Origin of the sequence: Corynebacterium casei LMG S-19264, from assembly GCF_000550785.1 — a bacterium.
Taxonomy (GTDB): domain Bacteria; phylum Actinomycetota; class Actinomycetes; order Mycobacteriales; family Mycobacteriaceae; genus Corynebacterium; species Corynebacterium casei.
This window is the reverse complement of record NZ_CP004350.1, coordinates 2,031,160-2,053,784: the sequence shown is the minus strand read 5'-3', so window position 1 is coordinate 2,053,784 and position 22,625 is coordinate 2,031,160. Positions and strand designations below refer to the sequence as shown.

Annotated in this window: 25 protein-coding genes and 3 pseudogenes; 16 read left to right on the top strand and 12 right to left on the bottom strand. The window is 54.9% G+C overall.

Features of this window, described 5'->3' with window-relative positions; translation table 11 throughout:
• Positions 1–82 precede the first annotated feature (82 nt).
• The 7 genes from CCASEI_RS09380 to CCASEI_RS09350 all read left to right on the top strand — a co-directional run bounded on the left by CCASEI_RS09380 (position 83) and on the right by CCASEI_RS09350 (position 4,856).
• Positions 83–1,780: a SulP family inorganic anion transporter gene (locus tag CCASEI_RS09380; protein ID WP_025387814.1), complete on the top strand. Its 1,698-nt coding sequence runs from the start codon at positions 83–85 to the stop codon at positions 1,778–1,780.
• A 21-nt stretch (positions 1,781–1,801) separates the two neighbouring features.
• On the top strand, positions 1,802–2,569 hold the full coding sequence (locus CCASEI_RS15300; protein WP_025387813.1) for an ASCH domain-containing protein: 768 nt from the start codon (positions 1,802–1,804) through the stop codon (positions 2,567–2,569).
• Positions 2,570–2,662: 93 nt separating this feature from the next.
• Positions 2,663–2,986, top strand: a complete 324-nt coding sequence (locus CCASEI_RS09370) for a cupin domain-containing protein (RefSeq protein WP_196776653.1) — start codon at positions 2,663–2,665, stop codon at positions 2,984–2,986.
• A gap of 23 nt (positions 2,987–3,009) precedes the next feature.
• On the top strand, positions 3,010–3,249 hold the full coding sequence (locus CCASEI_RS09365) for a toxin-antitoxin system YwqK family antitoxin (protein WP_025387812.1): 240 nt from the start codon (positions 3,010–3,012) through the stop codon (positions 3,247–3,249).
• Between the two features lie 221 nt (positions 3,250–3,470).
• Positions 3,471–3,629 (top strand): hypothetical protein, encoded by a 159-nt coding sequence (locus CCASEI_RS15065; RefSeq protein WP_155894835.1) that lies wholly within the window; start codon positions 3,471–3,473, stop codon positions 3,627–3,629.
• A gap of 181 nt (positions 3,630–3,810) precedes the next feature.
• Complete coding sequence (gene cmtR / locus CCASEI_RS09355; protein ID WP_025387810.1) at positions 3,811–4,167, top strand: Cd(II)/Pb(II)-sensing metalloregulatory transcriptional regulator CmtR; 357 nt, start codon at positions 3,811–3,813, stop codon at positions 4,165–4,167.
• Positions 4,167–4,856, top strand: a complete 690-nt coding sequence (locus CCASEI_RS09350) for a cation diffusion facilitator family transporter (protein WP_006822835.1) — start codon at positions 4,167–4,169, stop codon at positions 4,854–4,856. Before cmtR ends, CCASEI_RS09350 begins: the two co-directional genes overlap by 1 nt.
• On the opposite strand, the pseudogene CCASEI_RS14780 reads toward CCASEI_RS09350, so the two are convergent.
• The 5 genes and pseudogenes from CCASEI_RS14780 to CCASEI_RS09330 form a co-directional block, all read right to left on the bottom strand.
• A pseudogene (locus CCASEI_RS14780) lies at positions 4,853–5,017 on the bottom strand (amidohydrolase family protein); the annotation flags it as partial. The gene CCASEI_RS09350 and the pseudogene CCASEI_RS14780 overlap by 4 nt on opposite strands.
• 37 nt (positions 5,018–5,054) lie before the next feature.
• Positions 5,055–6,053 (bottom strand): ABC transporter substrate-binding protein, encoded by a 999-nt coding sequence (locus tag CCASEI_RS09345; RefSeq protein ID WP_006822836.1) that lies wholly within the window; start codon positions 6,051–6,053, stop codon positions 5,055–5,057.
• Positions 6,054–6,156: 103 nt separating this feature from the next.
• Positions 6,157–7,212: a 5-methylcytosine-specific restriction endonuclease system specificity protein McrC gene (gene mcrC / locus CCASEI_RS09340; protein WP_025387809.1), complete on the bottom strand. Its 1,056-nt coding sequence runs from the start codon at positions 7,210–7,212 to the stop codon at positions 6,157–6,159.
• Complete coding sequence (locus CCASEI_RS15060; RefSeq protein ID WP_155894834.1) at positions 7,209–9,479, bottom strand: AAA family ATPase; 2,271 nt, start codon at positions 9,477–9,479, stop codon at positions 7,209–7,211. The genes mcrC and CCASEI_RS15060 overlap by 4 nt, the downstream gene beginning before the upstream one ends.
• A 310-nt stretch (positions 9,480–9,789) precedes the next feature.
• Positions 9,790–10,137 (bottom strand): ArsR/SmtB family transcription factor, encoded by a 348-nt coding sequence (locus CCASEI_RS09330; protein ID WP_025387807.1) that lies wholly within the window; start codon positions 10,135–10,137, stop codon positions 9,790–9,792.
• 144 nt (positions 10,138–10,281) lie between these two features.
• Here CCASEI_RS09330 and CCASEI_RS09325 point away from each other — a divergent pair.
• The 5 genes and pseudogenes from CCASEI_RS09325 to CCASEI_RS14480 all read left to right on the top strand — a co-directional run.
• Positions 10,282–10,494 (top strand): annotated as a pseudogene (locus CCASEI_RS09325) (arsenic resistance protein); the annotation flags it as partial.
• 119 nt (positions 10,495–10,613) lie between these two features.
• Positions 10,614–11,852 carry an IS256 family transposase gene (locus tag CCASEI_RS09320; RefSeq protein WP_025387805.1) on the top strand — a complete coding sequence of 413 codons (1,239 nt, stop codon included), beginning with the start codon at positions 10,614–10,616 and terminating at the stop codon, positions 11,850–11,852.
• Between the two features lie 94 nt (positions 11,853–11,946).
• A pseudogene (gene arsB / locus CCASEI_RS09315) lies at positions 11,947–12,810 on the top strand (ACR3 family arsenite efflux transporter); the annotation flags it as partial.
• Positions 12,807–13,223: an arsenate-mycothiol transferase ArsC gene (locus tag CCASEI_RS09310; RefSeq protein WP_025387804.1), complete on the top strand. Its 417-nt coding sequence runs from the start codon at positions 12,807–12,809 to the stop codon at positions 13,221–13,223. The pseudogene arsB and the gene CCASEI_RS09310, both read left to right, overlap by 4 nt.
• A gap of 93 nt (positions 13,224–13,316) precedes the next feature.
• Positions 13,317–13,574: a hypothetical protein gene (locus tag CCASEI_RS14480; RefSeq protein ID WP_025387803.1), complete on the top strand. Its 258-nt coding sequence runs from the start codon at positions 13,317–13,319 to the stop codon at positions 13,572–13,574.
• Here the strand turns inward: CCASEI_RS14480 and CCASEI_RS15055 are convergent.
• Positions 13,543–13,746 carry a hypothetical protein gene (locus CCASEI_RS15055; protein WP_139017168.1) on the bottom strand — a complete coding sequence of 68 codons (204 nt, stop codon included), beginning with the start codon at positions 13,744–13,746 and terminating at the stop codon, positions 13,543–13,545. The two genes, CCASEI_RS14480 and CCASEI_RS15055, sit on opposite strands and share 32 nt — an antisense overlap.
• A gap of 66 nt (positions 13,747–13,812) precedes the next feature.
• On the opposite strand from CCASEI_RS15055, the gene CCASEI_RS14470 reads away from it, so the two are divergent.
• From CCASEI_RS14470 to CCASEI_RS14460, 3 genes are read left to right on the top strand one after another with little or no spacing between them, the layout of a single operon-like run.
• Positions 13,813–14,115, top strand: coding sequence for an MFS transporter (locus CCASEI_RS14470; protein ID WP_155894833.1), 303 nt, complete (start codon positions 13,813–13,815; stop codon positions 14,113–14,115).
• Positions 14,116–14,153: 38 nt separating this feature from the next.
• Positions 14,154–14,291 (top strand): hypothetical protein, encoded by a 138-nt coding sequence (locus tag CCASEI_RS14465; protein ID WP_155894832.1) that lies wholly within the window; start codon positions 14,154–14,156, stop codon positions 14,289–14,291.
• A gap of 33 nt (positions 14,292–14,324) precedes the next feature.
• Positions 14,325–14,885 carry an MFS transporter gene (locus tag CCASEI_RS14460; protein WP_139017170.1) on the top strand — a complete coding sequence of 187 codons (561 nt, stop codon included), beginning with the start codon at positions 14,325–14,327 and terminating at the stop codon, positions 14,883–14,885.
• Here the strand turns inward: CCASEI_RS14460 and CCASEI_RS09295 are convergent.
• Together CCASEI_RS09295 and CCASEI_RS09290 are read right to left on the bottom strand one after the other, a co-directional pair.
• Entirely contained in the window at positions 14,882–16,405 is a 1,524-nt protein-coding gene (locus CCASEI_RS09295) for a SulP family inorganic anion transporter (protein ID WP_025387801.1), read from the bottom strand. The two genes, CCASEI_RS14460 and CCASEI_RS09295, sit on opposite strands and share 4 nt — an antisense overlap.
• A 214-nt stretch (positions 16,406–16,619) precedes the next feature.
• Entirely contained in the window at positions 16,620–17,057 is a 438-nt protein-coding gene (locus tag CCASEI_RS09290) for a DUF1772 domain-containing protein (protein WP_006822843.1), read from the bottom strand.
• A gap of 124 nt (positions 17,058–17,181) precedes the next feature.
• Here CCASEI_RS09290 and CCASEI_RS09285 point away from each other — a divergent pair, with 124 nt between their 5' ends.
• On the top strand, positions 17,182–17,838 hold the full coding sequence (locus CCASEI_RS09285; protein ID WP_038574614.1) for a MerR family transcriptional regulator: 657 nt from the start codon (positions 17,182–17,184) through the stop codon (positions 17,836–17,838).
• 268 nt (positions 17,839–18,106) lie between these two features.
• On the opposite strand, the gene CCASEI_RS14455 is transcribed toward CCASEI_RS09285, so the two are convergent.
• From CCASEI_RS14455 to CCASEI_RS09265, 4 genes are all read right to left on the bottom strand, one after another.
• Positions 18,107–18,700 (bottom strand): DUF4386 family protein, encoded by a 594-nt coding sequence (locus CCASEI_RS14455; RefSeq protein ID WP_051461204.1) that lies wholly within the window; start codon positions 18,698–18,700, stop codon positions 18,107–18,109.
• Complete coding sequence (locus CCASEI_RS09275) at positions 18,684–19,091, bottom strand: VOC family protein (RefSeq protein WP_006822845.1); 408 nt, start codon at positions 19,089–19,091, stop codon at positions 18,684–18,686. The genes CCASEI_RS14455 and CCASEI_RS09275 overlap by 17 nt, the downstream gene beginning before the upstream one ends.
• Before the next feature lie 135 nt (positions 19,092–19,226).
• Positions 19,227–21,185 carry a VWA domain-containing protein gene (locus CCASEI_RS09270; RefSeq protein ID WP_025387798.1) on the bottom strand — a complete coding sequence of 653 codons (1,959 nt, stop codon included), beginning with the start codon at positions 21,183–21,185 and terminating at the stop codon, positions 19,227–19,229.
• A gap of 15 nt (positions 21,186–21,200) precedes the next feature.
• Positions 21,201–22,607 (bottom strand): ATP-binding protein, encoded by a 1,407-nt coding sequence (locus CCASEI_RS09265; RefSeq protein WP_050808108.1) that lies wholly within the window; start codon positions 22,605–22,607, stop codon positions 21,201–21,203.
• Positions 22,608–22,625: the final 18 nt, after the last annotated feature.

The following is a 22,625-nucleotide window of genomic DNA, read 5'->3' as shown; positions in this document are numbered from 1 at the left end:
GGAGTAGCGTTAGTGTATGTCAGCTCACACTAAGCGCTCTGAAGTCCCGCTGTGGCAGCGGCTTGTGCCCGGAGTAGTTGCCATGCGCGGATATGAGCGCGGCTGGCTAAAGGGTGACGTGGTTGCCGGGGTGACAGTTGCGGCATATCTGGTTCCGCAGGTCATGGCCTATTCGATCATCATGGGGCTTCCTGCCGTGGCAGGTTTATGGGCAGCACTTGCGCCTTTGGCCGTGTATTTTGTGCTCGGGACGTCGCGGAAGATGTCCATTGGCCCGGAAACCACAACCTCATTGATGACGGCTGCCGGCGTGGGAGCGCTCGTTGGCGCGGCGGGCGGCCCGGAGCGCTACGCGGAGGTAGCAGCGATACTCGCGATTGGTGTGGGGCTGGTCTGCATCGTGGGATTTGTCGGACGCTTAGGGTTTGTGACTAGGTTGCTGTCCCGCCCAGTGCTAATTGGCTACCTCATCGGCATTGCTGTGCTGATGATGGTCAGCCAGCTTTCTAAAGTGACCAAGGTTGAAACTGAAGGCGAAGAGATTTGGCACGAGATCTGGTCCTTTATCCAAAATGCGGGCCAGATTCACCTGCCCACGGTGCTGATGGCGGGTGCTGTTTTAATATTTTTGTTTGGTGCCAAGTGGCTCATCCCGAAGTTCCCTTCGCCAATAGTGGCGCTACTGGTGGCTGCGGGCGCCGTGGCCATTTTCGGCCTGGATAAGCTGGGGCTTGAAGTCATCGGGGAGATTCCACGCGGACTTCCGGCGCCGCGCGTGCCGGATTTCAGTGAAGTCGATTTCTGGGCATTGCTGCCTTATGCAGTGGGTATTGCCATCGTAGGCTTTTCCGACAATATTTTGACCGCCCGGGCGTTTGCCTCCAGTAAAGATGACAAGGTTGACTCCAACCAGGAGCTCCTAGCGCTGGGTACGGCAAATGTTGCCAATGGTTTTCTCCAGGGCTTCCCGGTGTCCTCCAGCGGATCGCGCACGGTCTTAGGTAATACTGCCGGTGCGAAAACCCAAGTGCATTCCATGGTTGTCATCGCGCTTGTCATCATGGTCCTACTTTTCGCCGGGCCGGTGTTGGAGTATTTCCCCGATGCCGCGCTCGGCGCCCTAGTCATTTATGCTGCAACGCAGCTTATCGATGTCCCCGAGCTCAAACGCATCGCCCGCTTTCGCAAAAGCGAGCTCATCATCACCGCCGTGACTGCGCTGGCCGTAATTCTGTTCGGCGTTCTGGTGGGTATCAGTCTGGCCATTGTCCTCTCCATCCTGGATCTGATTCGGCGTATTACCAGCCCTTATGCCGATGTTTTGGGTTACGTTTCGGGTATTGCAGGAATGCACAGCCTTGATGACTACCCGGATTCTGAGCCGGTCGAGGGCCTCGTGGTCTTCCGTTACGACTCACCGCTATTCTTTGCCAACGCCGATGACTTCTCATCCCGCGCGCTCCAAGCAATCGACGAGGCCCCACAGCCCGTCAGGTGGTTTCTGCTCAACGCTGAGGCCAACACCGAAGTAGACCTCACCGCGGTCGATATCCTGAAAGACTTGCGCGAAGAACTAGAAAGCCAGGGCATCAGGTTCGCCATGGCCCGGGTCAAACAAGACCTTCAGCGCAGCCTTGAACCCACACAATTCATCCGGGACGTCGGCAAGGACTACGTCTTCGCGACATTGCCTACCGCAGTGCGCGCCTATGCAGAAGAATTCCACGAGCGCTTCAGCCGCGTGCCCGAGGGAATCCCCAAAGACATCCTCGAAAACTAACCAGCGTATAGAGTCAATAACATGAATCCACCTTTGCATTCGGTCGAACTAACGGGACTTATCACCTGCGCTGATGAGAATGATCTGCATATCCTGAAGCGCCATCTGCCACAACACGTGAAACTCACCCGCGAAGAACCAGGTTGTGAGCACTTCTCGGTGGAGCAGACCCAGAATCCATCGGTGTTGAAAGTGTCTGAAAAGTTCACCAGCCAAGCTGCATTTGAAGCACATCAGGCGAGGTCACAGCACAGCGAGTGGGGCAGGAATACCGCGAACATCGCGCGTGCCTATGCCGTTAAAGATGGCGGGGCATGGTGGGCGTTAGTGCCGCATGTGCTGGGAAAAAAGCCCGTTCAGGCGCAACTTGGAGAGTACGCCTTTCCCGGTCCACTTCGGGACAAGCTCGTGGCGGCCATCTTAAGCGGTGAAAAGACCGCGACCGCGTCCGTGCACGAGGAATACCAACGCTTCGGGGAGGCATTGCCCACGGTAGGGGAGCTTGAAATAGTCATTGATTCCGATGCAAAGCCGGTGTGCATTACTCGGAATACACAGGTCAATATCGTTCCACTTAGCCAGGTCACGGATGCCCACGCCGTCGCTGAGGGCGAAGGCTTTAAAGATGCCGCCGCCTGGCGCGCGGGGCACATCGCATTTTGGACATCACCTGAGTTCGTGGAATCCATGGGCGAACCAGTAGTTGAAATCAAAGACGAGACCTTGGTTGTCCTAGTATCGATGGAAGTCATTGCCATCACCGCCGCCGTGCCTAGCGTGGAAGGATAACAAGTGAGTGCGTCAAGCTTCAACCAGATTTTTCCGACGGGCTTACCCGATGAGGAATTGAGCAGCCACTTTACCGGGCAAAGCTATTTCGCAATGCTTACCGATGGCGCCGTGCCCGTCAAAAACGTCACCTTTGAACCGGGCAGTCGCATCAACTGGCATGTTCACCACGGCAGCAATGGCGGCGGCGACCAGATTCTGCTGTGTACTGCCGGTTCGGGATGGTACCAGGCAGAAGGTGAGGAGCCCATCAGTCTGGAACCAGGCTCGGCCATCCGGGTTCCTGCTGGAACGAAGCACTGGCATGGCGCGAAGGCTGAATCGTGGTTCTCACATCTCACATTCACCACCCCGGGCGACGACGTGAGCCACGAGGGACTCGAGCTAGTCACCGATGAGTATTATGACAGTCTCTAGAATCTGCACAGGGAGGCAAGACCATGGCTGCTGAGAAGAAAACCGAAATCATTGATGGCTACACCATCAAGTACCACGCGAACGGCAAAACTCGCTGGTCCAAAGGCAAAGTCGAAGACGGCCAGCCAGTTGGTTACTGGGAGTGGTACCGCTTGGACGGCACCCTTAAACGCTCCGGACACTTCAACGCCGGCGAAGCGGTAGGCGAGTGGATCACCTACGACCAGCAGGGTGAGGTCTACAAAATCACCGACCGCGGCTAATCCGATACGCTGAGGTGAAATAAGCCACGAGCTAGGCGCATCCAAGCGCTTGACACACTATAGGAGCATCTTGACCCCCAGATGACCTGCGCGTGTCGGGAGCGTATTGGGAAACTGAAATTGGAGATGCGATCAAAAGGGCAGGTGTTGTTATCGTTGGCCCCCACGGCGAGCATGCCAAGCGCCTAACGGACTATAAAATCACAGCCAGGCTGCTAGACATGGCGCCGGAAGACGACCAGCTAATAGTTTGTCAAGGGGGTGTTCCAGGGCAAGAGCTTTCCGTTGCATCCCTCGCACACCCCTCATTTGTCGGGCATGACTTCAAGGGCGATGAAATTCCGGTGTACCAGGCGATTCTTGCCCGCGCGATGGGATGACAGATAGTTCATAGGAACTCGAGACGCCAATGCAGCACAGGCCACCGAGTACATCGACATGCTGTGGATAAGGGCGTATTTGCGGCTGGTTGAGGCAATGGCGAGTGAACTTGAGAAAGTACCTGAAAATTATTATTTCTAGTCCTAGCTAATTGGTCAGCAGTCGCTGTATGGTCAGTGTATGCTGACTATAGCTTCGAAATTGGATGTGATGAACCGGCTCGGGCGCGCGATGGCGGATCCGACTCGCTCGCGAATATTGCTTTCGCTTCTCGATGCGCCGGGGTACCCGGCCAAGCTGGCGCGAGAACTTGAGCTAAGCCGCACGAATGTTTCCAATCACTTTTCTTGTTTGCGGGGTTGCGGCATCGTTGTTGCTGAGCCTGAGGGCCGGCAGACACGGTATGAGATTGCAGACCCACACATCACGGCTTCATTGAAGTCTTTGATTGAGGTCACCTTGGCAGTTGATGAAAGCGTGCCGTGCATGGATCCGCAGTGCACGGTGCCAGGGTGTTGTGGAAATGGGGAGGAATAATGACCTCGGCATTGCTCAGCCCGGAGCGCACGGATGTCTTGCGCCGCCGCATTCGAATCGTTGTTGCCATCACCATTACGTGGAATGTCATTGAAGCAGTAGCGGCACTCATTGCTGGCAGTGCTGCTTCATCAGCAGCACTCATTGGGTTCGGTCTCGACTCTATCGTGGAAGTGCTCTCTGCTGCTGCGGTGGCTTGGCAGTTTGCCTCACCCAATCCTGAAAGCCGAGAACGGGTAGCACTGCGCGTCATTGCAGTGTCCTTCTTTGCGCTGGCTGCCTATGTTTCTGTCGATGCGGTGCTGTCTTTAGCTGGATTGCGTGACCCGGAGCATTCACCAGTTGGCATTGCTATTGCAGCGTTGAGCCTGGCCGTAATGCCATTCCTTAGCTGGTTTGAGCGTCGAACCGGACGTGAGCTTGGCTCCTCGACTGCGGTCGCGGATTCAAAACAGACGCTTATTTGCACCTATTTATCCGCGGCATTGTTGGTCGGTTTGCTGTTCAACAGCCTGTTCGGCTGGGCTTGGGCAGATTCGATAGCCGCGCTATTCATCGCAGTATTTGCGGTGCGCGAAGGCATGGAAGCCTGGAAGGGGGATGCCTGCTGTGCAACGCCCGTTTCAGTTTTGACGGGAGAGCTCACTGACAAGTGTTGTGAGGATGAATGTTGCAGTGCCGGCAATTAACTGTGCCCAAGGTAGAATTTAGCCGCGTTCTCCCAGAACACTGACTCAACTGCCTCTGGGGTGAGGGTTTCCTTAATGAGAGCGAAGTCCTCATCCTGGAATGGCCTGCGAACGCGGGTCGATGGCAAGTCCGTGCCAACCATCAACGCGGTGGGGTTCACATCTCAAGCTCCTTGCTAACTTGGCGGTAGCACCAGATTAGAAGGTCTTGAGCAATTCTTCGATGACTTTTAGCGAGTGCGTTGCTGTCAGCGGCCCACCTTCATGGGTTTGCTTGTCAGAGCGCACGATGTGCCCGTTTTGTACCGCCGGAAGCTTGTTGAACAAGGCGTCATTTTGGACATCTTCCCACACCTGTGGGTCGTTGACTAGCGCGATAATGCCATCGGCGTCTTCGAATCCCTCCAGGGTTTGCTCCGGGCTGTACGCGACTTCTTCGCCATCAATGGCAGCCTGGAATGCATCGGAAGACTTCGCTCCCAAGTCGCGGAGAATAGTAGAGAGCAAACGGTTCGGGCGGGTTTCAATCTGTTCCTCGTTGTAGCTGAGTGGAACAAATGAATTTTCAGCGAGGACATCAGCGTATTCTTCGGACAGCTCGGCCACCTGGCTTTCGTAGTCATCGATAAGCTCTGCTGCGCGCTCTTCGGTCCCGGTTGCCTCTGCGACGAGCTGGAGGTCCTCTTGCCACGTGCTGGTGCTCTGATCTCCAATAGCCAAGACCGGGGCGATTGCCTCAAGCTTGTCCTGGATTGGCTCCACGTCATCCACGCGGCTGATGATCAAATCCGGTTTAGCCGCGGCGATGGATTCTACATTGATTTCATCTGCGAGGAATAGTTCTTCAGCGCCCGATTCCTTAGCTTCGGCCAGCTCATCGGCGAGAGGTGATTCCAAGTCCAGTGACCCGGCTTCCTCGTAAGGCATTCCGGTGAGAGGGAGTCCAAGAGATAGAACGATGTCCAAGTCTCGGCGGCCCTCGAGAACCACCACGGAGTCAATGTCGGCCGGAACCGTAACTTCACCGAGAACGGTATTGACAGTACGAGCATCGCCAGATGACGTTGACTGGTCAGCATTGGCTGAGGCAGATTCCGCGGATGACTCCGCAGAATCCTCCGGGGAGGAAGAGCAGCTAATGATGGCTAGGGAAGCGGTGGCAAGGATGGCAGGCAGATAGAAAATAGATTTTTTCACAAAAGGAAGCTTAGCCTAGCCAATCCACTATTGGGCAGTTGAGTGGCTGTGATCTGTTCAGCAGGTGGATTAGAGGTTGAGGCGGGCAAGGAGCATTTCCTGTCTACTCGGACAGCCATTCAGTCAGTTTTTCTAATTGTTGGATTAAATAGTTCCATTCAGCATTCAAGTTCAGGGCCTGCGCTCCGATTCGATTACCTTGAATGATTATGTCTAGGTCGGGTTGTACCTCTGCCGCGGTCTGGGCATAGAGCAATAGTCCACTTACGCTGCCTGACTGCTCTACATCCTGGTTCTTGACATAAGTCAGAATTTGGTAGAGGTTTCCAGAATGAACGGTTCCTTTTCCTCCAAACCGGGAAGTTTGAAGCGAGTTCCCGTAGTACTTGGCATCGATGATGAGAGTGTGCGATGTGGTCCGAAGCGTCAGATCCGTTTTCATAGCGGGGAGCTGGTCCACGCCCGTTGCGAAGGCATCGTCAAAGTCCCATTTCACGTGCGGCGCTGCGGGCGAAAGCTCGGGATGGTGGAAGGCAAAGTATTCGCGCAAGAATCGTTCAAACAACGTGCTCATGGCTTCTTCAGCGAACCAAGAATCCAGCTTTGATTCGCCTTCGCTCTCGGTTGGAAGCAATCCGTGAACGATGAGTTCACAGACTCCAAGTAGCAGGCGGTAACTAGCGTTGGCGCGATGAAATTGCAGGTCGCGCCAACGGATAGTTGATGGCGAAATCGACGTGACTTCTTCCAAATAGGGCAGGAGTCTGCGCAGTGCTTTAGCGCGTAGTTTTCCAACTTCGCCCCTTTTAATTAGGAGCGTAATGACTGATTTGAGTACTTGGTTGTGTGGAACATCGGGCAGGTACTCATCGAAGGAACAAACAACGCGGCCGTGAGTACGGGAGCTTTGAGAAAGAGTTTGCCCAAAATCGATTTGTCCGCGGACGGATGGAAGCTCTTCAGAGCGAGCCAAATAGTCACGGTAGAGTCCACGCTTTACTTGGCTATTTACTCCTTGAATGAGAATCTCAGCGAGTAAATCATGCAGGTGCTCGAACTCTTCGGAGCTGACCTTTTGAGCCAGCTCGCTGTTGATGCTTCGGAAAGCGTACGCGAGCATCACGTAGACATTCCGAATCAAGATTGGGCTTTGGCTCATACCAGTGCACTTCGCAGTCTCTCCGCCCACCGATCAGCAGTGTTGGGCTCATCGAACCAATACTCGTCAATCAGCGGAACCAGTTCATCTTCAACGACAGAGGTGAGCCATGCGCCGACGTCCTGACTTGAGGCTGCAAAATTACGCGGCGGTGTCAGGTAGCTATGACCGACCGCGAATCCAGCACCCAGACCGGGGTCCTCGATGATAGAGCGATTGAGATCGCCGAGAACACCCACCAAAGAATCAAGCCGTTGGTCACCAAACTCTGCCTGCAGGCGCTTGAATCCATCAGTGTCGAACCCGGGCGCCAGGTTGAAGAATCCGAACCTTCGGCGCAGCGCATAGTCCAAAACTGCAAGGCTACGGTCCGCCGTGTTCATCATTCCAATGATGTGTAGGTTATTAGGCACAAAGAATTTCTCATTTTTGTACTGAAGCATGATTTGCAGACCACGCTTATCTCCTTCAATGAGCATGAGCAGTTCACCGAAGATCTTTGAGATATTGCCGCGGTTAATCTCATCGATGATGAAGAAATAGTCCCTTTCAGGATCATCTTTTGCCATCGTGCAGAAGCGGTAGAAATGTCCCTCGGCGAGGGTGAACCCGCCGGACTCAGTTGGGCGGTAACCCATCATAAAATCTTCATAGGAGTAGCTTTGGTGGAACTGAACCATCTTGACGCGATCAGAATCTTCCTCACCCATGACTGAGTACGCGAGTCGCTTCGCCGTGAAGGTTTTGCCGACACCGGGAGGACCTGCAAGAATGACATTCTTCTTTCGCTTAAGTAGCGCACACAGTCGGTCATACTTGGATTCCTCGAGGAAGACTTCCTTCAAGAAATCAGCACGGCCGTATGTAGGAATTTGCTTGGAAAGCGCATTGACGTCTGTTTCGAGCTCTCCGGTAACCAGAGCCTCGAGCCGTTCAATGAGATCAAGCTTTTGAGTAACATCAGTCAGCGTCTTGAGTGGGAGCTTGAACTCGCTGTCCCACTGATCAACATAGTCCCAAGCAACCTCACGAACATGCTGAAATGAGTCTCTATCGTCTGCAAAGCGAGGAGCGGAGGTGACAGTTCCACGCCCAACAATGGTGGATTGGCCGTTCTTGGCGTAGACGATGTCACCGACTTCCATTTCATTTTGAAAATCCCACACTGCCTTCGATGAATTTGTTGGTTGTGAATTAGAATCCCCATTGGCGAGCCGAATTCGAATCTCTTTTTGGCTCTTATACTGCGCGAAATCTCCTAGTTCATCCCAACCGATTGCCATAATCCCGCCATCGGAGAACTCTTCCCATTTGGAGGCCTTTTCGCCAGGGGCGTATACCCAGTAATGACGCTGACGAGGTTCAGCAACATCAGCTGCCGCAGCGGGTTCGGTTGGTGTTGCGCTTAGTTTCGAGCTTTTAGGCTGTTCAGGTTGCCAGCGCTCGATCACTCCTGGAGACCAAAAACTGAATGGGCCTTGAATCTCCTCCGCGAACAACGCGCGGATGCGAAGAAGGTCTTTGTCAACGTCTTGAGGTTCTGGCCCAGATACATCCCCAATTTGTGGCGCTAGTGCTTCTCGAATTCGGGCTTTGGTATTGACCGATGAAATGACTTCAAAATAGTCCGGGCGCATGAGGAATTGCAGCGCATTGCGAATATCTGGTGTATCCGTCCCGGAAGAGAGCATTGCATTTTGAAGTGCCCACGGATCATTTTGCAGGGTTTGGCGTTCACCGTCGGACATTGCAGCGATGTGCTCGATGAATTTGGTGCACCAAATGAGATGCTTCCACATTTGACCGTTGTACCCCTGACCACTTCTAAAACCCCCTTGGCCAGAAGGTCGAGAAAGGCAGTCCTGCATAAACTGCGGCAATTCAACCGTCATTGCCAGCAAATTAAGGACGAGTTGAATATGTTCTTTGCGGGTTTCGGGCCGTGAGTTTCGGATGGGTTGTTCACGAAGAAACACAAGCTCTGCTGCCAAGAGTAAGACTTCATCGGGAGCGTCAGCAAGTTGGAGGCTTAGTTTTTCCCACTGGTTAAGCTCGGTGCCAACTATTGGATTTTGTTCAACTCTGGCACCAAGATCTTCCGCGACTGAGGCTGTCCAAATCTTTATGTCCGGATTGATGACGGACTTTCCATCTCCCAGCATTTGCTCGAAGATGGACTTTACGTCGCTAGCTAGTTTCACGTCGACAGGGGTGCGGGAAGCTACAACCTTCGCCATATCTATTTCATCTAGGGAAAGATTCTCCATGAAGATAGTTTTTCAGAAAACTTCCAGATTCGCTGGCAGAGTATCCTAGATATCCATCACAGGCCTGCCGACGAAAACTAGTTGTGAATCGTCGCCGCGCTAAAGCGTCAGTATGTTTTTAGTGGCACGTCGCTGGTCCACGGCCTCTGCGGGCTTCGGCGGCTTCGTCCAGTAGAAGTATGAGGTCAAAGATCGCGCCGGGGTGGATCTAGGCGGTCAGGAGTGTTCCGTGCATGTGGAGCCCGTTACTTAAAGATGTTTTCTCTGCCCCAACATTGTGCACCGTTGTCCGTCTTGCGCTTGGGGCTAGTTATTCCATCTGCAAAACGGTGCGGAGCTCCGCGAAGAGCTCAGGCCGAATGGAGTGAATCACCGTGCGGCCCTGTTGCGCGCGTTCTAGGAGGCCAGCCTCGGTCAACTTGCGCAAGTGGTGGGAAACCGTGGGCTGGCTTAGGCCGATGCTCTCTGTGATGTCGTTGACGGAGACCGGGCCGCAGCCATCGGCGGCGAGGCGGGAGAGAATTTGCAGCCGTGCTGGCTCGGACAAGACCTTGAATAGGGTCGCGTAACGCACGGACTCGTCTGCGCTTAAGGGGCCGGAGCCTAGTGAGCAGCAATCATCAAGACTTGCCAGCGGCAGGAATTGGGGGACAGTCATTCCAACAGCATATATTGACCGACGTCGATATGGGAAGTACTCTTCACATTGATAACTGTCAATATGATGTGTTGGGAGAATTGGCCCGTGGAAGTAGACAAGCACGCAGAGATGCCGAACACAAGCGGTCTCCGGCACGGTGGAATGTCTTTTATAGATCGATATCTGGGTGTTTGGATCCTTGTTGCGATGGCTCTCGGGCTGGCGCTCGGGCGAGTAATCCCGGGATTGGGAGAATTCCTAAGCTCCATGGAAGTCGGCGGTATTTCGATTCCCATTGCACTTGGGATATTGGTGATGATGTACCCGCCGTTGGCAAAGGTGCGCTATGACAAGACCGCGAAAATCGCTGCGGAGGTCGTGTCCCGTAGCGTGGTGTATCTGTAACTGTTGGTGAGGACCCTATGAACGATGTGGGCGACCACCGCAGTACCTTTCGAATTAACTCCTACATCTCCTCGAAAGGGATAACCACGATGGCCGCTAGTCCTCATTCTATCGACCCAACTACCTACTTGGACGAATTGCTCGCTCAAGCATCCCCAGATCTGATGCGCGAGATGCTTCAAGGTTTCATTAACCAAATCCTCTCGACCCAAGCTGACCAAGTCTGCGGCGCCGATTACGCCACCACGTCTGAGTCTCGCACCAATGTCCGCAACGGCTACCGCCACCGCGACCTAGATACTCGCGTGGGTACCATCGATGTTGCAGTACCTAAGCTACGCACTGGATCGTTCTTCCCGGACTGGCTCCTGGAACGACGAACCCGGGCCGAACGAGCACTCACCACCGTGATAGCCACCTGCTACTTGAAGGGCGTATCCACTCGCAGGATGAACGATCTTGTCGCTAGTCTAGGTATCAATAATCTCTCAAAATCCCAGGTCTCTGAGATGGCGAAAGATCTTGATTGCATGGTCGAAGATTTTCGCACCAGGCCACTAGATACCGGCCCATACTTGTATGTCTCATGTGACGCGTTAACCATGAAAGTCCGTGAAGGCGGACGAGTGGTTAAAACCTCCGTACTACTTGCTACCGGGGTTAATGCTGAAGGCTACCGCGAGCTACTAGGCATGCAGGTCGCTACATCGGAATCAGCATCGTCATGGACCGGGTTCTTCCGTGACTTAAAAGCCCGCGGGCTTAATGAGGTCTATTTGGTAACCAGTGATGCTCACTTAGGTATCCAGCACGCGATCAGTGACGTGTTACCGAACGCCTCATGGCAACGCTGCAGAACCCATTTCGCCAAGAACCTCTCAGCGATGGTGCCCAAGACTCAATGGCCGACATTATCGGCGATGTTTCACACGATCTTCCAACAACCAGACTCAGAATCGGTGTGGTCCCAAGCCAAAGAGGTCGTGACATTTTGCGAGCAGAAGTTCCCACACGTGGCCGACTACCTGGAAGAAGCCTTCGACGAGCTCCTAGCGTTTACCAATACCCCGAAGTCGGTGTGGAAGAAAGTCTGGTCGAATAACCCTACTGAACGGCTTAATCGTGAAATCCGGCGACGCACAGATGTTGTCGGTATCTTCCCGAATCGTGACGCTGTTGTGCGCCTTGTTGGTGCGGTGTTGGCAGAACAGCATGATGACTGGATTCAGCAAAACCGCTACATGTCACTGACAAGCCTTGAGCAAACCAAAGCAATGATCACCGCCAACGTCATCGACGCCGACACCACCACCAAGGAAGTCGCATGAACCAGTCACAGCACCAAGCACGTGCCGGTCCCTGAGGCCATCACACTGCTTGTTTCAACGAAAGGCAGAAACACCACTCCGTCGGACTTGACCCGCTGCGGATAAACGGCTCATGGCAGTATCGCTCATTTTGAACTGGATTGTTGGCCCGGCAGTCATGTTTACGCTTGCGTGGATTTTCCTCGCCGGCCAGCCGGAACTGCGCACGGGGCTCATCATTGTTGGTTTGGCGCGCTGTATCGCGATGGTTTTGGTGTGGTCCGATTTGTCATGCGCTGACCGTGAGGCCACCGCGGTCCTGGTTGCCATCAATTCGGTGTTCCAAGTTTTCATGTTTGGCGTGCTCGGCTGGTTCTATTTGCAACTGCTTCCATCGTGGTTGGGATTGCAAACTACATCGGTTGACTTTTCCTTCTGGGCAATTGTGACCTCAGTGCTCGTATTCCTGGGGATTCCGCTGCTAGCAGGCCTGTTCACGCGCACCGTCGGTGAGAAGATCAAAGGCCGAGGTTGGTATGAGGAGAAGTTCCTTCCGGCGATTTCGCCATTGTCACTTATTGGTTTGCTGTACACCATTGTGCTGCTCTTCTCCCTGCAAGGCGAGCAGATCACTTCTCAACCGTTGACCATTGCGCGCATGGCGGTGCCGTTGTTGCTCTATTTCATCGGAATGTTCTTCATCGCCCTGTTTGTGTCACGCGCCTCGGGGATGAATTACGCCCAGTCAGCATCTGTGTCTTTTACTGCTGCTGGTAATAATTTTGAACTCGCTATTGCTGTCTCCATCGCCACCTTTGGCGCAACCTCTGGCCAAGCCCTAGCCGGCACCATTGGTCCACTCATTGAAGTACCGGTGCTCGTGGCCCTGGTCTATGTCATGCTGCGGATAGGCCCAAAAATCTTTCCCGCTGATTCAACCGTCCCAACCAACTCGAACAAGGAGACCATCCAATCATGAGCAGCATCCCGAAAGTCCTTTTTGTCTGCGTCGGCAATGGAGGCAAGTCCCAGATGGCCGCTGCGTTGACCGCACTTCACGCCGGCGACAAGCTTGAGATTCATTCCGCAGGCACGAAACCGGGAGCGAAGCTCAATGCCATGTCTGTTGAAGCAATCGCGGAAGTAGGCGCAGATATGTCCCAAGAGCAACCGAAAGGCATCGACACAGACCTACTTCGAGGCGTTGACCGGACAATTCTCCTTGGTAAAGACGCACAGCTTGAGCTGCCTGCCGATGCCCACGGCACCATAGAGCGCTGGATTACCGACGAGCCAACGGATCGCAGGATTGACGGCATGGAACGCATGCGGCTCATCCGCGATGACATCGATGCACGCGTGCGCGCATTGCTGGCAGAGCTCGGGCTCTAGCGGGGGTAGGCCTTTGTCCAAGCACACCCAACCCCGCGCCATTGCTGTCGAAACGGCAAGAACTTAGCACCGCGGCTCTGGGTGCCCTGAGCCATGACTTCCGATGCTTTCGAATTGCTTCGCATCTATGATGAGCAGCCGGGCCTAGTGCCCGAATTTACCGGTGCGGTTAACGAGACATGTCAGGGGCCGTTGCGCCTGGTGGAATACACGGAGTCCCGCGGGGTGGTTACCTATAAGGACCTAAATGGAGCGGACGCGGAAGCGATACGGCGCCTAATTGCTGGTGTCAAGGCATTCTTTGAGGCGAAAGCCGGCATTAGGACCGTGCGGTGGAAACCGCGCGCATGATCTTGCGCTGAGCCTTCATGAGGCGCTCGTTGCGGGAAGGCTTCGAGACAGAAGACACCACGTCAATCATGGTGGGGGAGACAAGATTGCCCGCGACGGACGAGGCATTGCCCGAGGGCGTGCAGCTGCGGCGGATTACGGAGGAAGCCGACATCCGGGCCTTTAGTGGCATGGCGGATAAAGCCTATGGGCTCGACCGCGCCGGGCAACCAGATTGATTGCCTACGGGCACACAACGGTGGATTTCTCTCAAGGCGCGATTGCCGCGTTAATGCCGTTTCTGGCTTTGCAGGGAGGCTATTCCTACGCCGGTGCCGCGGGCATCATGCTTACCTACTCTTTGGCATCCTCCATCATCCAGCCGGTACTTGGCATCATGGGCGAAAAAAGGCACATGTTCTGGCTCATTCCAGTCAGCGTGACGGTATCCGGCATTGGTATTGCATCGATTGGCTCGGTGAGTACTTATTGTTCAGTAGCTGCGTTGGCATCGGCGTTGCGGCCCTCCAACCAGCGAGTGCTAGCCGCGCCCGTGAGGTGAGCTGCGGCAACTTCGGCTTCGCACTGGGACCTGTGATTGTGGCGATCACCAAGGGCATTTTTGGCCTTGGAGCAACGCCGCTTCTCGTCATCCCTGCGCTGATCGGCACCGCGGCGGTGTTAGTACTCAACCGATATGGTGCGGCGAAGCCGGCGAAGAAAGGCAACGTTACCTAGGACCGCCGTGATGACTGGGTGTCCTTTGGACGCATGTCGATTGCCATTATTTGCGACTCGATTGTCTTTGTGGGCATTGGCACATTCATCGTGCTGTTCATGCACGAATACCGCGGGGTACCGGAAAACCTGGCTAATGCATCCCTGTTTATCTTCTACATCATGGGCGCTTTTGGCACCGCTGTCGGTGGGCACCTTGCTAAGCGATGGCAACGCACCGCCATCCTGCGTTGGTCCTATCTTTTGTCCATTCCGCTGCTTGCCGGCATGTTCCTCATTCCGGGGCCGATTAACTGGATATTTATCGTCATTGTCGCGCTGACCTTGTACGTGCCATTCTCGCTACAGGTGACCCTGGGGCAAGACTATCTACCACAGCACATGAGCACCGCCAGTGGCGTGACCTTGGGTTTGGCGGTAACTGTCGGCGGAATTGCGACGCCTCTGATTGGTGCGCTCGCAGACATGGTCGGCTTGGAATACGCGCTGCTTCCGCTGATTGCGCTCCCTGCAGTGGCTTATATCGCGCTTAGGGGCTTAAAGGATCCAAAGATTTTCACAGTCACCACTGGCCCCCAAACGAAGGGGCTTTAGGAAGCTCCCAATTCGCCAGTCAGGCGCGAGTGGAACGCGGTGGTGAATTCGTTCATGCCGATAAATTCAACGCGTTTTCCGTGCTGCGCGTACTTGGTTTCAATGGCGTCGAGTGCAGCTACTGTCGATGCATCCCAAATATGGGACTTGCTCAGATCAATGATGATGTGCTCGGGGTCGGCGGTGTACTCAAACATGGTGGTCAAGTCATTGCTGGATGCGAAAAGCAGTTGGCCTTCCACGGTGTAATGCGCGGCTTCCACGCCATTGTCGACCTTGAGTTCACGGCGGACGTTGATGAGGTGAGCCACGCGGCGCACGAACATGACCGATGCAGCGAAGACACCAACTACAACGCCGATGGCGAGGTTGGAGGTTGCCACAACCACGGCCACGGTGATGAGCATGATGGCGGTCTCGCTCTTCGGCATGCGCTTGAGCGTTGATGGCTTGATGGAATGCCAGTCAAAGGTGCCCACAGAAACCATCACCATGACAGCGACCAGGGCGGCCATCGGGATGACGGCAACTAGGTCACCCAATGCCACCATGAGGATGAGCAGGAAGGTGCCAGCCAAGAAAGTGGAAATTCGGGTGCGGGCACCGGAGACCTTGACGTTAATCATGGTCTGCCCGATCATGGCGCAACCGCCCATGCCACCAAACATGCCGGAAGCAATGTTGGCGATACCTTGACCCCAGCTTTCACGGGTTTTGTTGGAATGAGTATCAGTAACTTCATCCACCAGCTTGGCCGTCATCAGAGACTCCATGAGCCCCACTAGTGCCATCGCTAGGGCATAAGGCGCGATAATACTAAGGGTTTCTAAATTCAAAGGCACATTCGGAATAAACAACTCCGGCAGGCTGCGTGGTAATTCACCCTTATCGCCGACGGTAGGAACGCTGATAGCGAAGACCACCACGATGGCAGTGACCACCACAATGGAAACCAGAGGTGCTGGAACAGCCTTGGTGAGTTTAGGAAAGAAGACCAAAATGACAAGGCCTAGAGCAAAGAGCGGGTAGACCGCCCACGGGACGTTGAAAAGCTCCGGGAGCTGCGCCATAAAGATGAGGATGGCCAAGGAATTTACAAAGCCCACCATGACGCTGCGGGGGATAAACCGCATGAGTTTCGCAACGCCACAGACCGCGAGCACAATCTGCAGTATGCCGGCGAGCAACACCGTTGCGATGAAATAGTCCATCCCGTACTCACGGACCACCGGCGCAACCACCAAGGCAACCGCACCTGTGGCGGCAGAAATCATGGCTGGGCGCCCACCCACCACGGCGATGGTGACAGCCATAATGAAGGAAGAAAACAGCCCGACCTTTGGATCCACGCCAGCAATGATGGAAAAGGAAATTGCCTCTGGAATAAGCGCAAGGGCAACCACCAAACCAGCGAGCGCTTCTTTGAGAAGAATCCGTGGCGTCCTCAGTGCGGTTAGCACCGATGGTTCTGGCCGGTAGCGGTTCGTATCGGAGGTGGGGGAAGTAACTTTCGTGGTCAAGCAAAGCTCCAAGGTAGGGCAGGCATGATGCTGCAGGAATGTACACAAACACACGGCCTGCGAGTGTTCAGACCCCAAGGGATGTGGGATTAAGTTGCGGCAATAAAGTCAATGAGATTTTGCCATCTTAAACTGCAATCTTTGCTGCAGTGACGGTGACTTACTCTAATGCAGCGCTACGGTGAAGGCGAACCGTGCTGACTAGTAAAGATACTTAGCTAATTGCTACGCCGAGGACTACCAGAACAAAGCCAATGACCTGCAGACTTCCGCGGACAAGTTGGTATTTGTCCCACCGCCGGCGCATAGTGATGAACTCTTTAGTTGCGGTGGTTTCCGTAATACGTCCCGTCTGCGCATTAATGGGAACGTTGCCGAAGATGGTGACAATCAATGCGACCACCAAAGCGATAGCGGCGGAGATTGTGAAGTAGTTGGTGTGGTCAATCGCTAAAGCAATGCCAAGGATGACACCTAAGGTCATGCCGATGGGCATGACGCGGCCAAAAGTTTTGAGAAGTCCTTTTTCAAACAGCAGCTGGTTATCGGGGTCGAGCTTGCGGATCACTGGGTGGACAAAGGCAAACGATGCAAATTCTGCAGGTCCGAAAAACCCGGCGACCAGGATGGTTAGAACAGCAATCCAGCTCATGGTGCCCACTTTCTACACACTTCACTTATGGATAGTGTGGCTATCCATGTTATTTCGTGTACTACAGTAGTCCATACCAAGAAGGATTGTGAACTATTCAAAGAGCGCAGGGAGTGCATTTCATATGGCACAAGGTAGCGGGGGATTCCGCATGGCCGAGCTGTCTCGGCAGTCAGGGGTCAGCGTTCCGACCATCAAGTACTACCTGCGCGAAGGGCTATTAGCGCCGGGTGAGGCGACCAGCGCTAACCAGGCCTTGTACGACCATGAGCATGTTGAGCGCATTCGTTTGGTGCGCAGTTTGTCGAAGGTGGCCAAGCTGCCGCTGGCAACAATCGCTGAGGTTCTCCGGATTGTTGATGGCGGCGGCAATGTCATGGAAGCCATGGGCCGCACCCAGAATGCATTGGTAGGAGAAATCCCTGAAGGAAGCACTGACGATGAAGAATTCGAAGAGGTCAAAGAACTTCTGGATTCGGAGATCGTCAAAATGGGGTGGCATGTTCGCCGGGATTCCCGCGCCTACAGCATGGCATTGCGTGCGCTGCAGGAACTGCACGTGGAGAACCTGAGCCCACCAGTAAAACACCTGGCGGACTATGTTGCCGCAGCCGACAAGGTGGGCGAGGCGGATATTTCCACACTTGCCGACGCCAGCTCCGCGCCCGATATGGTTCGACGCATGGCCATGGGCACGACGTTGCGCGGTCCGCTTACCGATGCCCTCATTTGGCTCGCGCAACAACACCACGCCGGCAAAACCTATGGTGGCGGTCAGTAAACTGCCCCTGAAATGCAGCGCCTGTGGATAACGTTGCCTATTGCGTGACGTGTCGGAGTGATTCTCTACAGATTTTGAGCGTTGCTCTGGTGCAGACGTGCGTATTCGGTTTGGCGTCGAAGTTGTGAAAAATGACAAAACATCACGGTCCAGGTCACGAAGGATGTAAGCGCCCTAAGAGACACAGCGGAACTCCCGCGTATGAGATGGCAGCCGATATTGGAGGCTAGACCGACACATCGGCAGTCAGCCATGCCCAAATTAGTTATCAGGAACTTGTGGTGCGTGAGCCTTTCCGAAGTCGGGATCCGGACCACAGTAGCCACAGAAGCAGGGCGACTTCGCCGATGAAGGTGAACCCGGACAAGCTCACGGTCTCAACGTTGAACATGGTGGTCACTGAGTCGAAGGGATAGCCCGCTCCAGCGATGAGCAACAAAACGCCAATAATGGTGGGCAATTCAGCGGAACGGCACATGGCTATGCCGGCAACGACCAGAAGAAACCCAAAGAGGGCAAGACTGTAGTCCCACACTTGGGTAAACAGCTCGCCGTTTTGCCTAATCACCAGCAAGATGGTGACGGTGAACAGACCTGTGGCATAGAAGATTCTTAACACCGATGCCCAATTGGCCAGCGCAGTACCGCCGCTGCGCAGGATGGGGATGAGCAGGAGCGCCACGCAGATATCGAGGAGTACTACAACGAACCCCACGAACGCAGTGATCGTGAATTGTTTCTGTGGCAATGCCACGAGGAAACCAATCGGGGAAGCAATCGCCATCGCCAGCAGGATGAATCCCGCTGCCAGGCGGTAAGTGGACTGCTGCGCTGTGTCCAAGGTTCTAGCTGGCGCTCTCATCGGGTTCGTGAATGCCAAAAACATTGCCATCAAGGTCCAAGAAATAGCCCTGCCAGGCCATGCCTGGAAGGGCGTACTTTTCTCTGACCACGGTGCCGCCTGCGGCGAGAATCTTTTTTGCTGTGGCGTCAAAACTTTCAACGCCCATGGTCAACACCGCTGCATTGGACGCGGATGCTGGTGCGGTACCGGCCGGGGTGGCGCCGCCGTCGCGCTGCATGATGGCGCCGTTGATGCCAAGAGAGCCTTCAGGGCCAGTGACTACACCGTAGTAGGGGCGTTCGGCGTACTCGGAATAATCCTCGTAGGTCCAGCCGAATGCGGCGGCATAAAACTCGCTGGCCTGGGGAACGTTGGAAACTTCGATTTCAAAATGAACTGGACGGGACATTCGGGACTCACTTAGGTGGAAGGTTGATTCGAGGTCATCGATCGGTCGAACTGTAGAAGAGTGAGTAGGTGGAAGAAACTAATCCATAGTATGCCAGTAAATTGTGACAGGCGTCTCTCTGGGCGCTGGCGGGTTTTAGAAACGGTAGTTGAGATACTCATCCACCACAGCGGCACCAAGCCCATCGAGGTCCGGTGCAACCACTTTGCCGCCAATCCGGTCGGCTAGCTGATTGAGGAAATGCTGCAAACCGTCGTTATGGCCCAGCCGGAAGAAGGTGGTGCGGGTGCCGCGCTTGGTTACCTTGTCCAGCTGCGTAACAGTGGAGAACATCGTGTGCTGGTCCGTAGGCCAGTTAAACCACGCATGACCATCGGGCTGCAAATAGGCGGTGGGCTCACCATCGGTCACCACCAAGAGCGTGGGCTGCATCGAAGGATGACGTGCGAAGAAACGCTCAGCCAACAGCAGCGCGTGATGGAGGTTCGTGCCTTGTTCCTGCACCGGCGGCAGTGCCGTGAGCTCTTCAATATCCGTGGTCATGGCGGTGCGGCCGAAGGTGATCAGCGCCAATTCGTCACCGCGAAAACGCGTGCTGATCAGATGATGCAACGCCAAAGCCGTTTGCTTCATGGGAACCCAGCGGCCTTCCGCGGCCATCGAATAGCTTGTGTCCACCAACAACGCGACAGCATTCTGGGTGCGCTGCTCAGTTTCCACAACCTCAATGTCATTAGGCGTGAGCTTGACAGGCTCATCCGTGCCGGCGGTTCTTTGGATGGCGTTAGTGATGGTGCGTGTGACATCCCACGGCTGGGTATCGCCGTATTCATAAGGACGCGTTGCACCGGTTTGCTCACCGCTGGCGCCGGACAACCTGGAATCGCGTGAAACCGAGCGAGGGGATAGCTGCTCCGTTGCATCGTCCAACAATGCCTTGCCCAATCGCCGCATGGCCTGCGGGCTAAGTTTCAAAGAACCATCAGCAGAGCGTCGCAGCATGCCGCTCTCGCGCATCGCGCGGTCAATCTTATCCAGTAGCTCTGCAGAAACCGCAGCGTCATCACCGAGCTGGCGGCGCAGCGCATCCAGATCCAAGTCAGTATGGTCATGGCGAAGTTGTTCTGCCAGACGGTCAAGCTCCGTCAAATTCTGCATGGCACCAGTGCCATCACCCAAACCCATGCCTTCTTCACCAGTGAATTCTTCAGAACCAGACCAATCCAGATCGGGACGAAGCCCACGCAGATTACCCGTGAGTTCACCCATGAGTGCCTGAAGTTCTTGGGAGCCGAAAGCCTGTGAAGAAAGCTGCATCAACACATTGCGCTGCTCCTCAGACATGGAATTCAGCATGCGCTGAGCGGCAGCAGAACGCTGGGAGAGAATATCGATAAGCTCGTTAATATCGCGCGGGTTCTCCGGGAACTGCTCGCCATGTTTAGCCATAAAATTGGCAAAATCAGCAGGGGTATCAATGCCTTCGCGGTGCTTGCTCAGTAGTTCATTGAGGTCACGCAGCATTTCCGCAACGGCTGCCTTATCTTCCTCAGTAGCACCTTCAAGCGCCTGCTTCATGCCAGCGAACTGCTGGTCCAGCATTTCCCGGCCCAACAAGTCACGGATGCGCTCAAACTTCTCGCGGGCATCCGTGGACTGCCAGTCATAGTTATTGAGCTCAGAAACCGCAGCCGGGGTGGATTCCGGAAGGTTTTCTAACTGCATCTCCCGGAAGGCACGGTCCGTGTCATCTAAATCAATATCGCGGGCGAGCTGCGCGCGCTCCAACCGGAGGGCATCGTCAAGCAGTGCTTTAACCTCCTGCAACGTGCCGCCGAGATTGTTACGCTCCAACAACTCTTTACGGCGCTGCGCGGCCTTGCGCGCCAGCTCATCAAAACCATCCTGGCCCTGAGCGCCGCGTCGAAGGTACTCCCGCAATGCCTGCTCAGGCGAATATCCAGCCATGATGTCATTGGCAATATCGCGCAAAGCATCAGTCAGATCCACCGGCGGGGCAAGCGGATCCGGGCCACCAGAATAGCGGCCATAGCGGCTCCGCTTCCTGCCGCGCGGGCCAATCGGATGAGTCATTGCAGGTCGTGCTCCTTAACCGTAAATGGTTTCGCCTTCGCCAGAGTCCTTGGCAATCTTGCGGGACAAAAACAACCCCTCCAAAGCCAGCTCAATTGCGTTGGCGCGAGCACCTTCAGAATCCGCGTCAAAGGCTTGCGCGATATCGTCATAGAGCGTGGTTTCACCCAAGTCAGGCAGCCCGGCAAGGAAGTCCTTGGCGGAGACACTCGCGCCAGTGGAAATAGTGACGCTGCCATCAAGCGCTGCAATCAGCGGGTTGAAGTCCAAGGTGCGCAAAGTAGCGCGTAGCGTTTCCGCCGTCGAAGTACGCAGCGTGTAGTCCAAAATATCCCACTCGCGGCCTTCTTCACCGGACTCAAATTCAATCTTGCCGCCCAAAACCTCGACTGCGGATTCAACATCAACCAGGCGGGCAACGGCGTCATCTTCGCCGCGAATGCTGGCGCGATGCAACGCCGCCGCGGCGATGGTCTCCGCACCCGCAATCGCGAAACGCGCAGAAACACCAGCGCGCTGGTTCACCGCAGAAGACTCACGCAAAGAACGGGTGTATCGAGCCAGAATTTCCAGGAGAATTTCCGGCACCTCCGCCACCAGGTGGGCTTCTTGGCGGATAACGGCAATCTCATCTTCCAGCGCCAGCGGATAGTGCGTACGAATCTCCGCACCAAAGCGGTCTTTGAGCGGGGTGATAATGCGGCCACGGTTGGTGTAATCCTCCGGGTTCGCAGAAGCCACAACCAGCACATCCAACGGCAGCCGCAGCATGTAGCCACGAATTTGAACGTCGCGCTCTTCCATCACATTCAACATGGACACCTGGATGCGCTCAGCCAAGTCGGGCAGCTCATTAATCGCAACAATGCCACGGTTAGAACGCGGAATCAGGCCATAGTGAATGGTCTCCGGGTCCCCAAGGCGACGGCCCTCAGCCACGCGCATCGGGTCAATATCACCAATGAGGTCGGCAACTGAAGTATCAGGTGTAGCAAGCTTTTCCGCATAGCGGGCATCGTGATGAATCCAGGTGATCTCCACGTCATCGCCCTCGCGCTCAATACGCTCACGCGTCGCGTCCGTAATCGGTGCGAAAGGGTCCTCGCGCAGCTCAGAACCGGCAACAATGGGAACCCATTCGTCCAACAATGCAGTCATGGAGCGCAGCAGGCGCGTCTTGCCCTGACCACGCTCACCGAGCAAAACAATGTCATGGCCAGCAATCAGCGCACGTTCAACTTGGGGAATGACCGTCTGTTCTAAACCATGCAGACCAGGCCAAGGATCCTCGCCCTTGCGCAGCTTATCCAGCAGGTTGTCGCGGATTTCAAGGCGCAAGGATCGGTGTTGGTAGCCGGCGGCCTTCAGCTCACCGACCGTGGAAACATTAGGTGGAAGACTCACACCCCTCACACTAGTCATAAATTTACGTTTAGAGTG

Excerpts from the sequence above, each read along its gene's own strand:
- CCASEI_RS09285 (WP_038574614.1), top strand. The coding sequence starts at position 17,182 with ATGGCACAAGGTAGCGGGGGATTCCGCATGGCCGAGCTGTCTCGGCAG.
- CCASEI_RS15060 (WP_155894834.1), bottom strand. The coding sequence starts at position 9,479 with ATGGAGAATCTTTCCCTAGATGAAATAGATATGGCGAAGGTTGTAGCT.
- mcrC (WP_025387809.1), bottom strand. The coding sequence starts at position 7,212 with ATGAGCCAAAGCCCAATCTTGATTCGGAATGTCTACGTGATGCTCGCG.
- CCASEI_RS09350 (WP_006822835.1), top strand. The coding sequence starts at position 4,167 with ATGACCTCGGCATTGCTCAGCCCGGAGCGCACGGATGTCTTGCGCCGC.
- CCASEI_RS09365 (WP_025387812.1), top strand. The coding sequence starts at position 3,010 with ATGGCTGCTGAGAAGAAAACCGAAATCATTGATGGCTACACCATCAAG.
- CCASEI_RS09310 (WP_025387804.1), top strand. The coding sequence starts at position 12,807 with ATGAGCAGCATCCCGAAAGTCCTTTTTGTCTGCGTCGGCAATGGAGGC.
- CCASEI_RS09270 (WP_025387798.1), bottom strand. The coding sequence starts at position 21,185 with ATGACTCATCCGATTGGCCCGCGCGGCAGGAAGCGGAGCCGCTATGGC.
- CCASEI_RS09320 (WP_025387805.1), top strand. The coding sequence starts at position 10,614 with ATGGCCGCTAGTCCTCATTCTATCGACCCAACTACCTACTTGGACGAA.
- CCASEI_RS14455 (WP_051461204.1), bottom strand. The coding sequence starts at position 18,700 with ATGAGAGCGCCAGCTAGAACCTTGGACACAGCGCAGCAGTCCACTTAC.
- CCASEI_RS09330 (WP_025387807.1), bottom strand. The coding sequence starts at position 10,137 with ATGACTGTCCCCCAATTCCTGCCGCTGGCAAGTCTTGATGATTGCTGC.
- CCASEI_RS15065 (WP_155894835.1), top strand. The coding sequence starts at position 3,471 with ATGGCGCCGGAAGACGACCAGCTAATAGTTTGTCAAGGGGGTGTTCCA.
- CCASEI_RS14460 (WP_139017170.1), top strand. The coding sequence starts at position 14,325 with ATGTCGATTGCCATTATTTGCGACTCGATTGTCTTTGTGGGCATTGGC.
- CCASEI_RS09380 (WP_025387814.1), top strand. The coding sequence starts at position 83 with ATGCGCGGATATGAGCGCGGCTGGCTAAAGGGTGACGTGGTTGCCGGG.
- cmtR (WP_025387810.1), top strand. The coding sequence starts at position 3,811 with ATGCTGACTATAGCTTCGAAATTGGATGTGATGAACCGGCTCGGGCGC.
- CCASEI_RS15055 (WP_139017168.1), bottom strand. The coding sequence starts at position 13,746 with ATGCCACTAAAGGCCCGGATGTCGGCTTCCTCCGTAATCCGCCGCAGC.
- CCASEI_RS14480 (WP_025387803.1), top strand. The coding sequence starts at position 13,317 with ATGACTTCCGATGCTTTCGAATTGCTTCGCATCTATGATGAGCAGCCG.
- CCASEI_RS09265 (WP_050808108.1), bottom strand. The coding sequence starts at position 22,607 with ATGACTAGTGTGAGGGGTGTGAGTCTTCCACCTAATGTTTCCACGGTC.
- CCASEI_RS15300 (WP_025387813.1), top strand. The coding sequence starts at position 1,802 with ATGAATCCACCTTTGCATTCGGTCGAACTAACGGGACTTATCACCTGC.
- CCASEI_RS09275 (WP_006822845.1), bottom strand. The coding sequence starts at position 19,091 with ATGTCCCGTCCAGTTCATTTTGAAATCGAAGTTTCCAACGTTCCCCAG.
- CCASEI_RS09290 (WP_006822843.1), bottom strand. The coding sequence starts at position 17,057 with ATGAGCTGGATTGCTGTTCTAACCATCCTGGTCGCCGGGTTTTTCGGA.
- CCASEI_RS09370 (WP_196776653.1), top strand. The coding sequence starts at position 2,663 with ATGCTTACCGATGGCGCCGTGCCCGTCAAAAACGTCACCTTTGAACCG.